This window comes from Armatimonadota bacterium (assembly GCA_013314775.1).
Lineage (GTDB): Bacteria > Armatimonadota > Zipacnadia > Zipacnadales > JABUFB01 > JABUFB01.
The window spans coordinates 322,663-338,345 of sequence record JABUFB010000002.1; the positions used below are offsets into that span (position 1 = coordinate 322,663).

Consider the following 15,683-nt stretch of genomic DNA (forward strand, 5'->3'; position numbering starts at 1 on the left):
CCAGATGCACCAGAGGCCGGGCAGAGTCTGTCCGGCCTTCATGGATTCCCGCGAAAGCAGCGCGCCTTACCTGAAAACGCCGCGGGAAAGGTGTCAACGCAAAGTAGAAATGTCCGGTTTTGTGCAAAGTAGAAATGTCCTACTGCCGTTGGGGTCGGGAGTCTCCTTTGTAGGGTTTCTTCCACGGGTGGTCTGCCTTCGGGGTGACGGCTGTGCCTTTGGCCGCTGCCCTGTAGGGAGGGCGTAGCCCGACCGGAAGGGCAGCGGCGGCGCCCGTCGGGGTGGGGGTTATCGTCACGAACTGCAAGTACTGATCCCGCCATCGCAGCCAGATGCTACCGTCCAGGCGCTGTTCCACGATCAGCTTGCTTTGCACTAGGCCCGGCGCGGCGCTTTCTTTTTTGATCTGGTAGCGCTGGTTCTTGAACCGGATCGTGTAGTCCCGCGTGACCACGCGCTCTTCCTGGTGGCTGAAGATGGCGTCCAGGTCCAGGCCCTCGCAAGTACGGTGGGCGTCCGTATCGCAGGCGGGCGGAACCGTGAAGCGTTCATTGAATTGGGGCATGTAGCGCTCCTGCAGGAAGCGATTGGCTTCTTCTATGGTGCGGATGTTGTCCAAGCGCATCAGTTTGACCAGCCGGTCCTGAGCGGTGTCGAAGCTGCGTTCCACCCGTCCCTTGGCCTGGGGAGAATGGGCCGTGAACCACGTGATGTCCAATTCGCGCAGGGCGCGCCCGATCTGGGTCTCGGGCTCCAGGCCTTCCAGTTGCTCTTCCACGCTGGCCGGGCGGTTGACCCGGAAATGGCTTGCCTTGTCGCCGTAGAAAGCCATAGGGCGGCCATGCAGGGCGATGTAGTCGCGCAGGATCGTCATGTTGGCCTGCGTGTCGTCCGCTTCAAAGAAGCGCATAGTGACGCGACTGGTGGCGTCGTCGATGAGGGTGATGAGCACCGCGCTCTCGCCCCGTCCTTCAAACCAGTCATGCTCGGAGGTGTCGATCTGCACCAGTTCGCCAAAGCACTCCCTGCGCGGGCGCCGCTGTCGATAAACGGCCTTGCGGCGCTTGGGCTTCCACAGCTCTTCGGCGATCATCCACTGGCGCAGGGTCTCGCGACTGACCGATAGGCCGTGGCGTTCGGCAAGCATCTCCGCAGCAAGGGTCGGGCCGAAATCGCGGTAATGCTTGCGCACCTGGACCATGACCTGTTCCCGGAACTCCTGGGGCAGACAGCGATTCGACGGCCTGCCGCGAGACTTGTGAACAAGGCCGGCGTCGCCTTCGTGCTCATAGCGCCGCACCAGACGCCGCACATGGCGCTCAGTGCACCCCAGCAAGTCCGCGGCCTGGGCCTGGGTCAACTTGCCGGCACCACCGCCGGGTCCTGCCAACTGCGAAACGATCTTAGACAGTCACGCTCTTTTACGCTCATGAGTAGTTCCATCCCGGATAGTTCGCCGCGCGACGACGACGACACTACCACCGGACATTTCTACTTTGCACCAACCGGACATTATCACGTTGCGCTTACAAACGCCGCGGGAAAGGTTGACAGCGCCAGGGCTGAGTGGTATCCTATCCATCGCCTCCCCGGGTGGCGGGAGGCTATACCGTTTTTGGAGGACCTGCGAAAGTGGCCGAGCGATCCGATAGGAACAAGAAACTGGATCAGGAACAGGACGAGTTCCTGGAGCGTGTCATCAGGATTGACAGAACCCGCAAGACCGTCAAGGGCGGCCGGATCTCCAGCTCGCGCGTGTGCGCGGTCGTAGGCGACGGCCGTGGTAGTGTGGGTTTCGGCATGGGCAAGGCCCTCAGTGCCACAGACGGCATCCAGAAAGCTCTCGAGCGCGCCCGGAAGACCATGGTGCGCATCCCGCTGGACGGTTACACGATTCCGCACGAAGTGCAGGCGGAAGTCGGCGGCGCCGTCATCCTTCTGCGCCCGGCCTCTCGCGGGACCGGCATCATCGCCGGCGGCGCAGTCCGACAGATCATTGAGGTTAGCGGCATCCGTGATGTGCTCACAAAGTCGCTGGGCAGTGGAAATGTGATGAACCGCGCCAAGGCCTGCTTCAAGGCGCTGCAGCTACTTCGCGACCCGGCCGAAGTCGCCGCACGCAGGGGCAAGACGGTCAAGGAGATCGTCGGCCGCGATGTCCAGGATGCTTACGCGGACCAGAATGCCGAAGCCACGAGGGCTGCCGCCACCGTTCCTATCCACCTGGCTGACGACGACGACAGCGACGACAGCGACGACTAGATAGACGTCGGTCAAGTACCCGGTAGGGGCGAAGGGATCCTCCTTCGCCCCTTTTTCGTGCGCCGCCACAGGAACGCAAGACCTGAGCCGTGTCCGAATGCGTCCGAAGAGGTCGCCGCGAACTCCCGGATATCATCTCTCACCCGTTGGCGGTGACCTCATGCTTCCTCTTGAGTGGTCGCCTCCCCGGCCAGCCTCGGAAGATCGCCGAACCCCCGGTGGATTGGCTTCGTCTTGCCCAGCAACCGTGGGCGGGTCTCGTGGTCGTTGTCGCAGACGGTGACCACGTGGTCGAACTCGATCCCATCCAACTCATCCACATGCTTAGACCTTTGTCCGGAGATGCCTCCCCCCGTCCTGACCATCACCTTGAGGGGGGCGGGTTCGACCCCTGGGTCCCGATGCCCGCCGACTGTGGCACGACCAAGTGGACCTTGAGAGCACGGGCCCAGCCGTCAGTCATCTATCGGCGGCAGGAACTGCCGGTACAAGGGATGAGCACTTTCAGTCTGCGCATTGTCGGTTTCCAGCGGGAAGTCGGCCTGCGGTGCAGACCTGCAGATTGAGGTCCTCCACCACGGCGAGACGGCTGGGACGGCCGGATTTCTCGAAGACCTGGGTCTTGCCTTTGAGTATCCCCTGCGGGATGCCTGGGAAGGTCTGCGGGGAAGGTGCGGCGGCGCCTTACGCGAACAGGCCGCCATCACGTTCAGGAGGCATGCACGGTGGCAGAATACCCATTCGCGTGGCTGACTGATGAAGTTATGGATGTCTGGGCACGCCACCGCCGGCGTTTCGCAGCCCTCTACGCAGGAGAGCCGGTGGACGGCCTCATCGCCATCGACGGCAGGATGTGCGGGCGCTCTCACGGCCTGTGGGGCACCACTGAGCCGGATATGCTCGCAGAGCCGCGCGATTGGCTGGCCGATGTTTTCGCGGATATGGCCGCCAATGCACACGCGGCAGCCGATCCGGTCACCTTCCGCCCGCTGGTGCTGGAGATGGACGCCTTCGGCACCCATTTCATCGACGCACTGTTCGGGGCGAGGGTATACTTCCACGAGGACCAAGCGTGGTCCGAGCCGCTGGACTGCGAAGTCGGCGACCTCGAGATGCCTGACCTCTCACACTCGCCGGTGCTGAGCGCGGCGCTGGAGTTGGCTGCGCTGGCTGTCGAGGCCTCGCCGGAGGAGATCATCATCGCGAACCCGGTCCTGAGCGCGCCGGTGAATATCGGGATCAACCTGTTCGGTCAGAGGTTGCTGGAGGCGCTGGTGCTGGACCCCGACGGCGCGAAGCGGGCGCTGGGGATCATCACGCAAGTCATCGGGCACTGTATGGAGGCCTTTGCGCGAGTGATTCCCACGGAGCGTCGCGGGAACTCGGTGGCCTGCAACCGGTACGCGCCGCCGGGATACGGGTTCATCGACGGGTGCGCGGATCAGCTTGTGTCGGAAGGGCACTATGCAGAGTTCTTCGCGCCGCTGGATGCGCGGTTGCTCGGCATATACCCCGGCGGGGGGATGATCCACTTGTGCGGCGCCTGCGCCCAGCAGATTCCGGTCTGGCGCGAGATGCCGCAGGTGAAGTCGCTGCAACTGAATGACCGCGCGACCGAAGATCTGGAGTTGTACGCGGAGGGGCGGAGGGGTGACCAGGTCCTGTACGTCTCGCCGACCGAGACGATAACGCCGGAGCGGGCCGTGGAGATTACGGGCGGCCGCAACCTGATCCTGCAATGCACGCTGCCCGACTCCCTGCGGGATTGGAGACCTGCGTGAAGCCGGGCAGCCATTTCAGCTCGCTGGTTTCGTCAGAACAAACCTACTTCTCAGTCTTGCGCCACGGGTCCTTGCCGATGACCACGCAGCCTGCACCGAGAATCTGCTTCGGCTCGCCCTCAAACTTCAGCTCAATGACGGAGGCTAGTTTCGACGGCGCCTCCTCGGGCAGGCCTGAGATCACCAGGCGGTCGCGCACCTGGGTGAACTTCACCTTCTTGCCGCCCATGAGCCGCGCTTCCTTGATTTCGCAGACGAGCCCGCCGATGGCTAGTTCCTTGCCTGGCCAGCGGTTGCAGTGGAAATAGAGGGTGTCACCCTTGCGGGTGAAGGCGCCGAGAATGGACCACTCCTGCTGCATCGGGTCGGTGGCCTCGTAGACCGAGGGGCCGTAGGTGTCCAGCCACTGGCCCACCTCCCGCAGGATCTTCGGGCAGGGCGCGGGCACGCTTCCATCGGGAGCCGGCCCGATATTCAGCAGGAGATTCCCGCCGCCGGCTGCTACTTGGCGGAGCATGCTGACCACGGTCCATGCGGACTTGAAGTTGGTGTCGATGGGGGTGTAGCCCCAGGAGTCGTTGAAAGTCATGCACGCCTCCCACATGCGATCCTCGGGGGTGATGTGGCCTTCGGGGGTGCCGAAGTCGCCGGGAAGCTGGTTGCGGTTGTTGATGATGATGTCCGGCTGCAGTTCCATGGCCATCTTGTTCATCGCCACCGATTCCCACTCTTCCGCGTTCAAGGGCCAGGACACGTCATACCACAGGATGTCGATTTTTCCGTAGTTGGACAGGAGTTCGTGGATCTGGCCGTGGATAAAGTCGACAAAGCGGCGGCGCGACTTCTCATTGGTCTTGCATTTGGCGCCGTCCGGGTGGTGCCAGTCCATGAGGGAATAGTAAAACCCCACGCGCAGGCCTTCGGCCCGGCAGGCTTCGACATACTCGGCCACCAGGTCGCGACCGGGCCCGCGCTTCACGGCGTTGTAGTCGGTGAGCTTGGTGTCGAAGAGACAGAAGCCCTCGTGGTGCTTGGTGGTCATCACCATGTAACGCTGTCCAGCCTGCTTCGCGAGCTTAGCCCATTTGCGCGCCGGCCACGGCCCAGGCTTGAAGCTGTCAGCCAGCGGTTCGTACTCTTCCAGCGGAATCCGCTCACGGTTCATGACCCACTCGTGGCGCCCCAGTTGCGAGTAAAGCCCCCAGTGGATGAACATCCCGAACCTGGCATCGCGGAACCACTTTAGCCTGCGCTGTCTGTCTTTCTCCTCGGCGGACAGTTGCTCTTTGGCTGCCATTGCGGTGACTCCCTCTCGGATTGGTGGCGCTCGGAAGCGCCGTTTTCGGTCGCAACGGATGGGCGTGGATTCGACTTCGGCGTGTGGAGACCTTCCTGGACGATCTGTATTCGGAACAGGCCACGACGGCATCACACCGCAGGGGCTCTGCCCCTGCACCCCGCTGGGGCCCGGGCCCCAGACCCTATATCTGGTGCGACGCAGGCGAAAAACCGTCTCACCTATGGATTCCCCGTGACCACCGCGGCGATGCTGCGGGCCGGGATGTCGAGAGTGACCTGTCTGGGACCCTCGGGCCCCGGAACAGTGACAGACTTGCTCAAATGCTGACCGGTGCCATTGTAAAAGAGGGCGCGGTCGGCGAAGAGCGTGGCAACAACACCGTCGGCCTGGGCGTCGATCTCAGGCGCGTCCTTGCGGGACGGGTCGAGACGGCTGAGGTGGTGCGCGAGTTCCAGCACGATCGCTTGTTGTGCAGGCATGGAATCATTGGTCGTGCCGGGCAGGGAGACCACGTGACCGGCGCCTATCTTGCGTCCGCCGTCCCAACAGGTCTTCGCGTCCCGGCCGGGGGGAGTGGACGTGGGCCGCAGGCTGTCGAAGACCTCCGTGCTGCCGTCGATGTCTTCCAGCCTGTCCACACCCATGAGCGCGAGCACGCCGCCGCCGGAGACCCAGTCCGCGAGGGCCGCCAGCGTCTCCGCCTGCATGAAGTCGCCCTCGCAGAGCACGAGAACCCGGATTCCCAGCTTCTGAAGGCCGCCGTCGCGCACCAGCAGTTCGTCCAGCACCTCGTAGTCCATGCGGTCGCGCAGGCCCTCGGCGAAGCGGAGCGTGCGGTCGGGCCAGTGCATGGTCGGGTGGCACCACCACCAGGAACTGGGCATAAGAAAGGCCACATCGCACACCGGCGCCTGCCCGTTCAGATGGTCGAGATGCGCCGCCAAGATATCCCGCGACTCATCCAGGTTCTCGGGGTAGTCGAACCACGTCTGAGTGCCGTTGCTGATGTCGTAGAACAGCCGGCGCACCTGGCGCTCGCGGTCTACTCGGCCTGGCGGTTCGGTGAAGTAAGGGACGCCATACACGCGGCAAGCCGAGGAGACCCGGCGCGTCTCGAAGTAGCCGATGTCGCCCGGCGTCTGGGCTGCTGCGCCAGCCTGCGCGATCCGCTTGATATGCCTGGACTGATCATTGCCCCACGGCACCGGTTCGGCACCGTAGCCAAGGCTGATGATGATCTCACGGTCGGGGAAGTGCTCCCGGACGATTTGGGTTGCCGCCTGGGCGAACTCGCCCCAGGCATCCTGGTACCAGTCCACGAAGTCCAGCCATCGCCGGCGGTCGGCGGGTGAGCGCGTCTCAAGTGCACGGGCAGCACACTCATTTGGTGCTTCCGGCGGCGCGATGGATTCCCAAGAGGCGAAGTTCGTGCCCCAGCGGGCATTGACGGCGTCGAGAGAGCCGAAGCGGCCTTGCATCTTCACCCGGAAATCGCGAAGCGCGAAATCGTCGCCGCACCAGTAACCACCATGCACATGATCCTGGGGCACGAGCCAGTTAGTCATGCCGATGGGATAGCCGATCTCGCCATACTCGGAGGGCATCGCGAGGCGAATGAAATCCACGGTCTCGCCCAGATCGGTGGCCAGCCTGCGATAGAACTCGTCGTACAGGCGCAGTGTGAAGGGTGCCCACAGGGAGAGTTGTTTCAGTTCAAGCCCATGCTCCAGGCACCGGTAGGGCACCCAGTCATCGGTCTCCATGAACCACTTCGGGGGGAAGTGCAGCCAGGCGAAAGTGTTGTACTGGATGCCTGCAGCGTGGAGCTTGCGGGCGTTGCTGCGGTAGAAGGACCAGTCCCAGCGTTCCGGTTGCTCCTCGATGCGGCACCAGGCCAGGTAGTCGCACATCGCAGTGCAGCCGCAGCGGTGGAGCAGGTTGATCATGGCCTGATCGATGGCGCCCGTGTTGCCCGGCTGCCCGGTTCCCCAGTACTGCATGAACCAGCCCACACTGGCGTTGCCGGAGTAGAAGCGGATGCGGGTATCGCGGATTTCGGGCATCCTCGGCCAGGCGGAGAAAGGCTGCGCGGCATTGTCACCGACGCGCTCGAGGGCTACTGCATCCAGGTAGGCGTAGTACTTGTTGTCATAGCCGCGTCTGCCTGACACTCCAACGCTGAGAGTGTGGGTTCCCGCAGTGAGACCCACCCGCGCCGCCGGCATCCAGGAGAACACGCTGGACGGCCCCCACATGCTTTCGTAGAACACGCCGGAGATTGCGGCGGGCTCCGCATCGTCTACGGACACCTGTAACGGGGACGCCACCGCCGGGCGCGTCGCGGCGACCCAGACCATGTATTCGCCTGGGTCGGCGAGGTCGATTGTGAATCTGGCCTCGAAGGCGCCCTCTTCCGGGTCGTTGTCTTTGGCGCACATGAGATGGGCGCTGGAGTAGCAGTCCTCGTAATCCTTGTTGCCGACGACGGGACCGTTCCAGTCGTGATCCGCACAGGATTCACCCTCCGCGAACCAGACGAACTGCGCGGGACGCGGAGGTTCGGCGAGAGCGGTCGTGACCAGCGTTGCGGCGATCAAGGCGGCGATATTCAGGAGCATGGCGCACCTCGGGCAAGGACCTGTCATGGGTGCTTCCAGCCCTCGAAGGCCGCGGAACCTTCGATGCAGAGCGCGCCCACGTGGCCCGTGCGGTGGTTGTTAGTATCGGGCACGTACACATCGGGCGAGCGGCTGAGCACCTGCAGGCCGTCGGGGGACAGGACCTTCGCGCTGACGCGGTCCACATCCACCACACCTTCGAGCAGGTATGCCTTGCCGGGCTCGATGCGGAGCGCATTGTCTTCCCACATCACCCGACCATCAAGGCTGATCATACGCGCGCCGCCCGGATAGACCACGCACGCAAACCCGGCCTTGCCGTCGCGGGATATCTGGAATGCGAGGCCTGCGACGGCTTTCTCGCCGGGAGTGACCAGGCACCGCCAGGTGCCGAGCGCTCCCTGCGAAGACGTGTTCAGCACCAATGCGCCGGGCGCTCCACTGGTGCAGGATAGGCGGGTGCGCTGGTCATCCACCCAACTCCACTTGCCCTCGCCCAGTGCGAGCCAGGGACCGCCGAGGGAACCGGTGGATGACGTGGCCACCGGGCCAATGCCTGATGTCTCCTGGGAGAAGCCCCAGAACTCGGCGGTCCCGAGCCAGGTCATGAAGCCCAGCGAGCCCTCGTAGTGGAGTTCGTCCTCCTGCATTGCAATCCAGGGCGACTGCTGGATAACGGTCTCGGCCCCACCGTCGAGCAAAGTCACCTGAACCTTGCCGTCTTTCGCTTGGGCGCGGAGGGTATATGGCGTGTCGTACTTCCACGCTCCCTGCGCGCCACCCCAGAGGGCCTGCAGGGGCAGACGGTAGAGCATGAGGCCGCCGTCTCCGTGGACGCCTCCAAGCCACGCGAGGAATCCCTGTTGCGCGTCATCCGAGCACTGAAAGAGCATTCCCGCACCGCCCGCCCCCGGGTCCACCTTGACCCGACATTCCCAGGAGCGTTGTGCGCCGCGGATCCCCGTGTGGATCGCGGAACTGCGTTCGATTTGGGCATACTGGCGGATGACTCGCTTCTCGCCGGAGGTCCACATCCAGCTTCCCGGACCGACGATACGCCACGGCGAGTCTTCCCCGGAGGCCAGCCGGCGCAGATTGGGCGCGTCAGGCACGATGGGGGAGAGCGGCTCGTCCCAGCGGCCGGATGACCAGAAGCGCGCGATGCCGCCGCGGGTGAACAGGGCCGGCTTGCCTGTGTCCGCCAGCGCGTCTTGGGGAAGGTCCAGCCAGGGACTCTGGGAGAGGAGCGTCGCGGTGTCCGCGTCGAACATCTGAATGCGGGCGCGCCGGCCGTCAACCACGCATTCGAGGATATACGTCTGGTAGGGCTCCCAGGGTGCGTAACGGTCGGACCAGAGCACGTCGCCGGCGGTGGTCAGCAGGGCGAAGCCGGTCTCGCCGAAAGTCCCGAGCAGCAGCGCGAGTCCCTGCGCCGGGTCTCCCGTCAGCCCCAGGAGCATGCCGGACGCGGTGACTCCCAGTCCCGGCTGCACCGTGACGCGAAATGCGCCGTCGCGGGGATGACTGGATGCCAGGACAAGCCGGGCTTCTCCTCCACCCTCCTGTGACTGGCGGATGAAGGGCTGGATCTCCCGGCCGGACACCCAGTTGCCGCCTACCGGGGTGGCTCCGGGGGGGAGATCGGCTGAGACGGCGGCGCAGACCGCAAGGGCAGCGACGGCCAAGAACGCAGTGGGGGGTGCTTCCATACGCGGGTGCCTCCTCCCGGGGATCACTTGCGGTCGAAGTCGGGGACGGGAAGCTGCTCGCCGCCCCGGCGCGAGGATTCCATGGCGACGATCCCGGGTGCGGTCATGGCAATGGCCTCGTACAGGTCCACCGCGGGCTCGCGGTCCTCAACAAGCGCCGCGATGAACTCATGGGTCAGGAAGCCGTGGGAATTGCCATGCCCTGTGTCGTGGCGCATGGCTTCGGGCAGCAAGTGCAGGTAAGTCGGCGGGGTGGTGATGGGCGGCTGCCCCGGGGCCACTACTTTGAAGGGCCGGTCGCCGTATCCCGCCATGTACAGGCTCATTTTCTCACCCAGCCACTGGGCTCGCTCGCCCTCTGCTTCGACCCGCCAGAAGACATTGAACCGGCAGATATTCCCGCCGCTGGTGCGTGCGAGCGCTGACTGGTTCGCGAAGGGGCAATTGTACGCGTTGTCCTTCAGGGCCGGCTCATCATCTCCCCAGCCGATGCAACTGACATGCGTCAGGCGCTCGCCGGTTACGCCCACATGGAAGCAGGTGGCATGGGTGGGGTAGAGCATGGGGGGGTAGCCGTAGCGCCAGGTGCGCTTGCCGCCCCACATGGACAGGGCGTCATCGGCCCTGCCGATATTGTTATGGTAATACTCCACTTCTGAATAGAGGAAGCCACCGAACTTCCCATCCTGCCACAACTCCCTTGCCAACATGGTGGGCGCGCGATAGTAGCTGGTCTCAGCCATCATGTATTTCAGGCCCGTACGCTCCTTGGTCTCCTTGAGCAACTGAAGCTCCTCGAGGGTGCAGCCCGCCGGCACCGCGCAGATACAGTGCTTGTCGTGGTTCATCACCTCAACGCAATGCCTCACGTGGTTCGGGGCCTCGGTGAACACCGCCACGGCGTCGATATTCGGGTCCAGGACCAGCTTCTCCAGGGACTCGTAGCCCTTGTCGCATCTGTACGTGTTCTTCAGGTGTGCCAGGCGGTCGGACCGCAGGTCGCTCACGGCTTCCACGATGCAGTTGGGGTCGAGATGCCACTGGAAGGCGGCGCCGAAACCGCCGCCCACCACGCCAATCCTGATCTTCTTCTCGGGGTCCAGTTCAGCGGCGCCGCCGAGTTTGGTCTGGCCAAAGGCAGCGGCAGCGAGAGTGCCAACACCGGCAACCCTCAGGAAGTCCCGCCGGGACAGGTCTCGCACATCATCGGGCATGAGATTGCCTCCTCGAACTGTGCGCCGTCAAGATGCGGTGTGTCCGGACAGCAATTCGTCAGTCATTTCCCCGAAGTCATCTCCTGGCCTTCTGAACAATTGCGGGAGAACTGCCCCATCCAGGAACCGAGGCCTGCTGCTGGGCTAGAGCAGGGGGAATTACCTGCGGCGGGGAAATCAACAATAGTCGCCCGAATATTGCGGGTCGTCTTGCCTACCGCTCGACCGTCGACAGGTTACACCCGACACATTCTGTTGGCAGACGGCCTGCCGCCTATTGAGGAACCCGCCCATGATGCGTTTGACTTGCGCCCTGATAGCCTCCGCCGCGCTCTGCGCCGCATGCGCCGAAACGGGTCTGGTCGCCCACTGGAGTTTCGATGAGGGGAGGGGGTCGGTGGTCGCGGATCTTAGCGGGAACGGTAACGACGGGACGGTTCATGATGCGAAGTTCGTGCAGAACACGGGCGGGTATTGCCTGGAGTTCAACGGGCAGACGAGCTACGTGGACTGCGGCGCAGGGCCGTCGTTGGACCTGGAGGGCGCACTCACGCTTGAAGGCTGGGTCTTCCCGGCAGTGGCGCCCGATGCCGAGCCCGGAGTGTTCGGCAAGCATTTCCAGAGCTACCTGGTCACTTACTACCACGATGGCCAGTGCTGGGCATACATCAACGGCGGCGCCCACAATGTCCACGCTCCCCTGGGCGCGGGCGCGTGGCACCACGTCGCGTTCACCTTTGACGGCAAGCATCTCAGCCTTTACGTGGACGGCAAGCTCGGGGCCAGCCGTAAGGCCGAATCCGAACGGGCGAACAAGTCGGGCAAGTTCCTGATCGGCTGCGTCATGGGCGACCCCGATGCGCCGGATCCCGCGTATACCCAGACATCGCACTTCCTGGGGATGATCGACGAAGTGCGCGTGTACAACCGCGCACTGGGCGCCGAGGAAGTGGCCGACCACGCTTCCCGGGAAGCGCCGCTGTCCGAGATCACTGAACCCTTCCGCAAAGTGGAGCGAGTGGCGCGGCTCATGGAGGGGAATTTGCGCGTGGACCTGGGCCCGCACGGGGAGTTCCAGGTGGATGCCAACCGCGAGAGCTACCTGGCCGAAAGCCGGTTCTCGTATCCGGGCGAGCGCATCGGCTGGAAGGTGCTGGGCGCAACAAAGGAGGAAGGCCAGGTCACCGGCAGTGTTGTGAAGCTGTCGCCGACCGAGGCCGAGGTGATGCTGCGGGGGAGCCTGTACGATATCGTCCGCCGGATACGGCTGCACGATGGCCGGGTGAGTGTGCGGGATGAGCTGATCAACAGGACGGACGAGCCGCTTGGGCTGATGGTCAAGCACGATGTGACCTCGCGCCGGCGCTTCGAGTCCAGCTTCACACCGGGTGGTGCGGAGAACCCGACCTGTTTCATGCAGGGCTCGCGCGGGAGCCTGGGTCTGGTTATCGAGGACGACCTGTCGCGCCTGCGGCAGGAACCCGTTACAGGGCTGCGCACCAACCAGGTGAGCGTGCGCATGGGCAGCATGGCTTTGGACGCCGGCAAGAGACTGGTGTTCGAGTGGTCCCTGTGGCCGATGGCACGCGGCGCAGATTACCACGACTTCATCAATGCCGTGCGGCGTGAGTGGGGCGCCAACTACACGATTGAGGGGCCCTTCGACTGGATCTTCATGACCAATCCGCTTCTGGACAAGCCCGAGGAACTGAAAGCCTACCTCCAACGCAAGCGCGTCAAGGTGATGGCGCTCAGCCCGTGGCTGGATTACGACCCGGGCAGCGAGGACCGGGTGTGGTCGCGCGAGGAATACCGACGGTATGCGCTCAAGGCAGTAAAGGCCTTGAAAGCAGCGGATCCGAATATTCTCTGCGTCGGCTGCATCGAGACCGACTGGGTAACCATCTACCCGGAGCAGATCCCGGGCGGCGACAAGCTGCCCCGCGCGGACCAACGGGGCGGTGGGGGTCTGAGCGTTGAGCAAACCAGGATCATCGACGACGCGAAGCTGCCCTGGGCCGACAGCGTCAAGCGCGATCGCAACGGCACGCTGCAACTCGAGCTGTACATGCGCGGCGGCAAGCCCCAGACGGCGCTCTCTGTGTATCCCGCGGTGGGCAACTACCAGTACCAGTTCCTGATGGACCAGGTGAAGTTCCTGCTGGATGACCTCGGTCTCGACGGCTACTATATCGATGAGTTCAGCCAGGCCTGGAGTGACGGTATTCGCAGCTATCAGGGCTGGGATGGGGTCAGCGCCGAACTGGATATGGTCACTGGAGCGATCAAGCGGAGATTTGTGGACTGCGGCTACGCCGGGACGCAGGCGCGGGTGAATCTCGCGAAGTACGCGCTGGATCGCGGCAAGATCGTCATCGCCAACACATACGCCACTGCGGCGGCAGAGCGTGGGCTTCCCGTGAACCGGTTCGCTGAGACCTGGGGCAGTTTCGACCCGATGTTGACCCCGGACGGCGAAAAGCCGCCTCTGCTGGCATCCCTGATGCGCAGCCATCTCGGGTCGATGATCGGGTTGGGGATACTCGGGCACCCGGAGAAGCACGACACCGCGCGCCGGCTCATGAAGGCGGTCGTCACCTATCTGCGCCACGGCATGGTTTACTACCACTACTTCCTGGAAGACATCCCGCTGACGGGCGAGGGAAGTGGCGAGTACGGGCCGGTGAACCACATGTTCCCGATCACGCCGGTGGAACTGGGCGAGGGGTTCATCATTGGCAAGGAGCGCACACTGACCTGCGTCTCCGGCAGGTACCGGTGGGCCGCGCTGGAAAAACCGAAGGTGCTCTTGTTTGATCTCGATGGCCGGCAAGTCGCCTGCGAGCCAGTCATGGAGCGCGAGGGGAATGGCTGGCGCATTGATCTGAAGTTGCGGGACTGGGCGCAGATCGCGGTGATCGAGGGCGGCGGGTAGCGGTGCCTCAGGACCGCAGGCGCAGCCACTCAATATCGGTATCGTCAGGTTCCGGGCCGGAGTAGTAGACCACCAGCACGTCCCCGTCCGGCAGCTTCGCGGTTGCGGGCAGGCCCAGGGCGAAGGCGGCCATCTCGTCCCATGCGTCCTGCATCGACTGCATGCGCCGCTCGTGGCGCGGCCTGGCTTCGCACAGCAGCAGTTCGGTATCCTCCGGCCATGTGCGTCCCCCGTCGGAACTCAGGCGCGCCTTGATCGCCGGCGCTTCCGTGCGGTCGACATAGACCATCAGGATCCGGCCGTCATCCAGCAGCACCGGCTGGGCAGGTTGCCCCGGAACTCCGGTGTCCCACAGAGCCGACCACGTTCGCCCCTGGTCCACCGATTCCCGCGCATGGATGTTCAGATAGGCGCAGGCGACGGTATCGTAGGTCCAGAACAGGTCAAGCATCCGGCCCGAGTCGAGCACTGCCGGGCGCTGGTCCCAGTAGAAGATACGGTTCGCCGGGTCCTTGCTGGTGAGCACATGCTCGGGCCACGTACGGCCCTGGTCGAGCGAAAACAGGAGCACCGACGCATGGTGCCACGGCTCGGGGTCCATGTAGGGCTTGTTGAGTTCAAACTGAGAGGCCCATGAGCCGTCGGGCAGGAGGAGAACCGGTCCGGTGGGCGGCGTGGGAATGTGGAAGGGGTCGGTGTCGATCAGCTCCGGTTCGGTCCAGGTCTGCCCCCCATCCGCTGATCGGGCCAGGAAGAGGCGGGAGTCCAGCAGCCCCTGGGTCTCCTCATTGAAGAAAGCCAGTTCAGGCTCGGAATGGTCCACCCAATACACGAGCGCCAGCACATTTTCGCCGCCCAGAGCCGTGCAGAAAAGGGCGCGGAACAGCCCGGGCTTTCCGTCGACCAGCGGTGGTTCGAAAGGCGCAACGGGTCTGGACCAGGCCTTCCCCTGGTCGTCAGATATGCACAGCATCGCCCGCTGCCCGGCCATCTCCGCCTTCACCGGAGCAGCCCTGAAACCACAGAGCCAGCGCCCGGAAGGCAGCACGCAGATGCCCGGAAATGCCCGGCTCTCCGCTATTCCCTCGCGCTGCGTGCCCGCAACCGTTCCGCTGTCAATGATCTCCATGATGCCTCCTGATACGTCGCGCGCCTGCCGCCAGGCCCCGGTTCACAGCTTTCCGCTGACCCAGTGAATGCCTCGAGAGAGAACCCGCTGGAAATTGGTGTCCTTCCAGGCCTTCGCGTCATGGCCGAGCTGCAGACAGAAGACCCGGGAAGCCCCGTACTGTCGGGTCCAGGCCAGGGAGCGCATGCTGGGCTGATGCTCGGTGGTGAGCAGGACGTGACTGTCCTCGCCGGGCTCGGCCATGGTGTATGTCTCGTCGACCAGATCGAAGGGTGCCAGGCCCTCGGTGATGGGATGCGCACCATCGGCCACGTCCACCCGCAGCTGCTGGTCCACGAAGTATTTGAAGCCTCGGTCACGCAGCCCGGTGATCTCACCCCAGGGCTCCCAGTCGGGCCAGGCGAGAATCGCGTGGTGCAGCACCACGATACCCTGGCCTTTCTCGCTCAGGCTCAGGGGGGCATCTTCGACAGCACCCTTCGGCGGTGCGCCGGGGTGCATGTTGTAGAAGACCGCGGCGCCGTACTCTTCCCGACACTTGCCCCAGTCCAGGGCGAAGTTCTCCACGTCCTGGATATAGGCGTCGATTCCCGGCAGCGCACGGAACAGGTGGTGGAAGCTGGGGACGTCGAAGGGGTGCACGCCGGTGACGACGGCGATCGGCAGGTCACACGAGCAGCAGTTGCTCACGGTTGGCCTCCTGACACTGGGCTTGCGTGGGTGGGCGCACGTGGA

The 15,683-nt window shown here is 64.2% G+C and carries 11 protein-coding genes; 3 read left to right on the top strand and 8 right to left on the bottom strand.

Going from position 1 to position 15,683, the window contains the following annotated elements; all coding sequences use genetic code 11:
• Positions 1-139: 139 nt before the first annotated feature.
• Positions 140-1,360 (bottom strand): ISNCY family transposase, encoded by a 1,221-nt coding sequence (locus tag HPY44_02705; GenBank protein ID NSW54899.1) that lies wholly within the window; start codon positions 1,358-1,360, stop codon positions 140-142.
• Positions 1,361-1,632: 272 nt separating this feature from the next.
• Between HPY44_02705 and rpsE the strand changes: the two genes are divergently transcribed.
• The gene (gene rpsE, locus HPY44_02710; GenBank protein NSW54900.1) at positions 1,633-2,262 is read left to right on the top strand and encodes a 30S ribosomal protein S5; all 630 of its coding nucleotides are present in this window, start codon (positions 1,633-1,635) and stop codon (positions 2,260-2,262) included.
• Between the two features lie 158 nt (positions 2,263-2,420).
• On the opposite strand, the gene HPY44_02715 is transcribed toward rpsE, so the two are convergent.
• On the bottom strand, positions 2,421-2,582 hold the full coding sequence (locus tag HPY44_02715) for a hypothetical protein (GenBank protein NSW54901.1): 162 nt from the start codon (positions 2,580-2,582) through the stop codon (positions 2,421-2,423).
• 405 nt (positions 2,583-2,987) lie between these two features.
• Here HPY44_02715 and HPY44_02720 point away from each other — a divergent pair, with 405 nt between their 5' ends.
• Complete coding sequence (locus HPY44_02720) at positions 2,988-4,043, top strand: hypothetical protein (GenBank protein ID NSW54902.1); 1,056 nt, start codon at positions 2,988-2,990, stop codon at positions 4,041-4,043.
• 43 nt (positions 4,044-4,086) lie between these two features.
• Here the strand turns inward: HPY44_02720 and HPY44_02725 are convergent, their stop codons facing one another.
• The 4 genes from HPY44_02725 to HPY44_02740 form a co-directional block, all read right to left on the bottom strand.
• On the bottom strand, positions 4,087-5,340 hold the full coding sequence (locus HPY44_02725; protein ID NSW54903.1) for an alpha-L-fucosidase: 1,254 nt from the start codon (positions 5,338-5,340) through the stop codon (positions 4,087-4,089).
• A 221-nt stretch (positions 5,341-5,561) separates the two neighbouring features.
• Positions 5,562-7,961, bottom strand: a complete 2,400-nt coding sequence (locus tag HPY44_02730) for a family 14 glycosylhydrolase (GenBank protein NSW54904.1) — start codon at positions 7,959-7,961, stop codon at positions 5,562-5,564.
• Between the two features lie 23 nt (positions 7,962-7,984).
• Positions 7,985-9,670 (bottom strand): hypothetical protein, encoded by a 1,686-nt coding sequence (locus tag HPY44_02735; GenBank protein ID NSW54905.1) that lies wholly within the window; start codon positions 9,668-9,670, stop codon positions 7,985-7,987.
• 23 nt (positions 9,671-9,693) lie between these two features.
• The gene (locus tag HPY44_02740) at positions 9,694-10,884 is read right to left on the bottom strand and encodes a Gfo/Idh/MocA family oxidoreductase (protein ID NSW54906.1); all 1,191 of its coding nucleotides are present in this window, start codon (positions 10,882-10,884) and stop codon (positions 9,694-9,696) included.
• 292 nt (positions 10,885-11,176) lie between these two features.
• Here HPY44_02740 and HPY44_02745 point away from each other — a divergent pair, with 292 nt between their 5' ends.
• Positions 11,177-13,819, top strand: a complete 2,643-nt coding sequence (locus HPY44_02745) for a LamG domain-containing protein (GenBank protein NSW54907.1) — start codon at positions 11,177-11,179, stop codon at positions 13,817-13,819.
• Between the two features lie 7 nt (positions 13,820-13,826).
• Here HPY44_02745 and HPY44_02750 read toward each other — a convergent pair whose 3' ends face one another.
• Together HPY44_02750 and HPY44_02755 are read right to left on the bottom strand one after the other, a co-directional pair.
• Complete coding sequence (locus tag HPY44_02750; GenBank protein NSW54908.1) at positions 13,827-14,948, bottom strand: exo-alpha-sialidase; 1,122 nt, start codon at positions 14,946-14,948, stop codon at positions 13,827-13,829.
• A gap of 42 nt (positions 14,949-14,990) precedes the next feature.
• Complete coding sequence (locus HPY44_02755; GenBank protein NSW54909.1) at positions 14,991-15,638, bottom strand: ThuA domain-containing protein; 648 nt, start codon at positions 15,636-15,638, stop codon at positions 14,991-14,993.
• Between the last annotated feature and the right edge of the window lie 45 nt (positions 15,639-15,683).

Excerpts from the sequence above, each read along its gene's own strand:
- HPY44_02730 (NSW54904.1), bottom strand. The coding sequence starts at position 7,961 with ATGCTCCTGAATATCGCCGCCTTGATCGCCGCAACGCTGGTCACGACC.
- HPY44_02750 (NSW54908.1), bottom strand. The coding sequence starts at position 14,948 with ATGGAGATCATTGACAGCGGAACGGTTGCGGGCACGCAGCGCGAGGGA.
- HPY44_02740 (NSW54906.1), bottom strand. The coding sequence starts at position 10,884 with ATGCCCGATGATGTGCGAGACCTGTCCCGGCGGGACTTCCTGAGGGTT.
- HPY44_02725 (NSW54903.1), bottom strand. The coding sequence starts at position 5,340 with ATGGCAGCCAAAGAGCAACTGTCCGCCGAGGAGAAAGACAGACAGCGC.
- HPY44_02745 (NSW54907.1), top strand. The coding sequence starts at position 11,177 with ATGATGCGTTTGACTTGCGCCCTGATAGCCTCCGCCGCGCTCTGCGCC.
- HPY44_02735 (NSW54905.1), bottom strand. The coding sequence starts at position 9,670 with ATGGAAGCACCCCCCACTGCGTTCTTGGCCGTCGCTGCCCTTGCGGTC.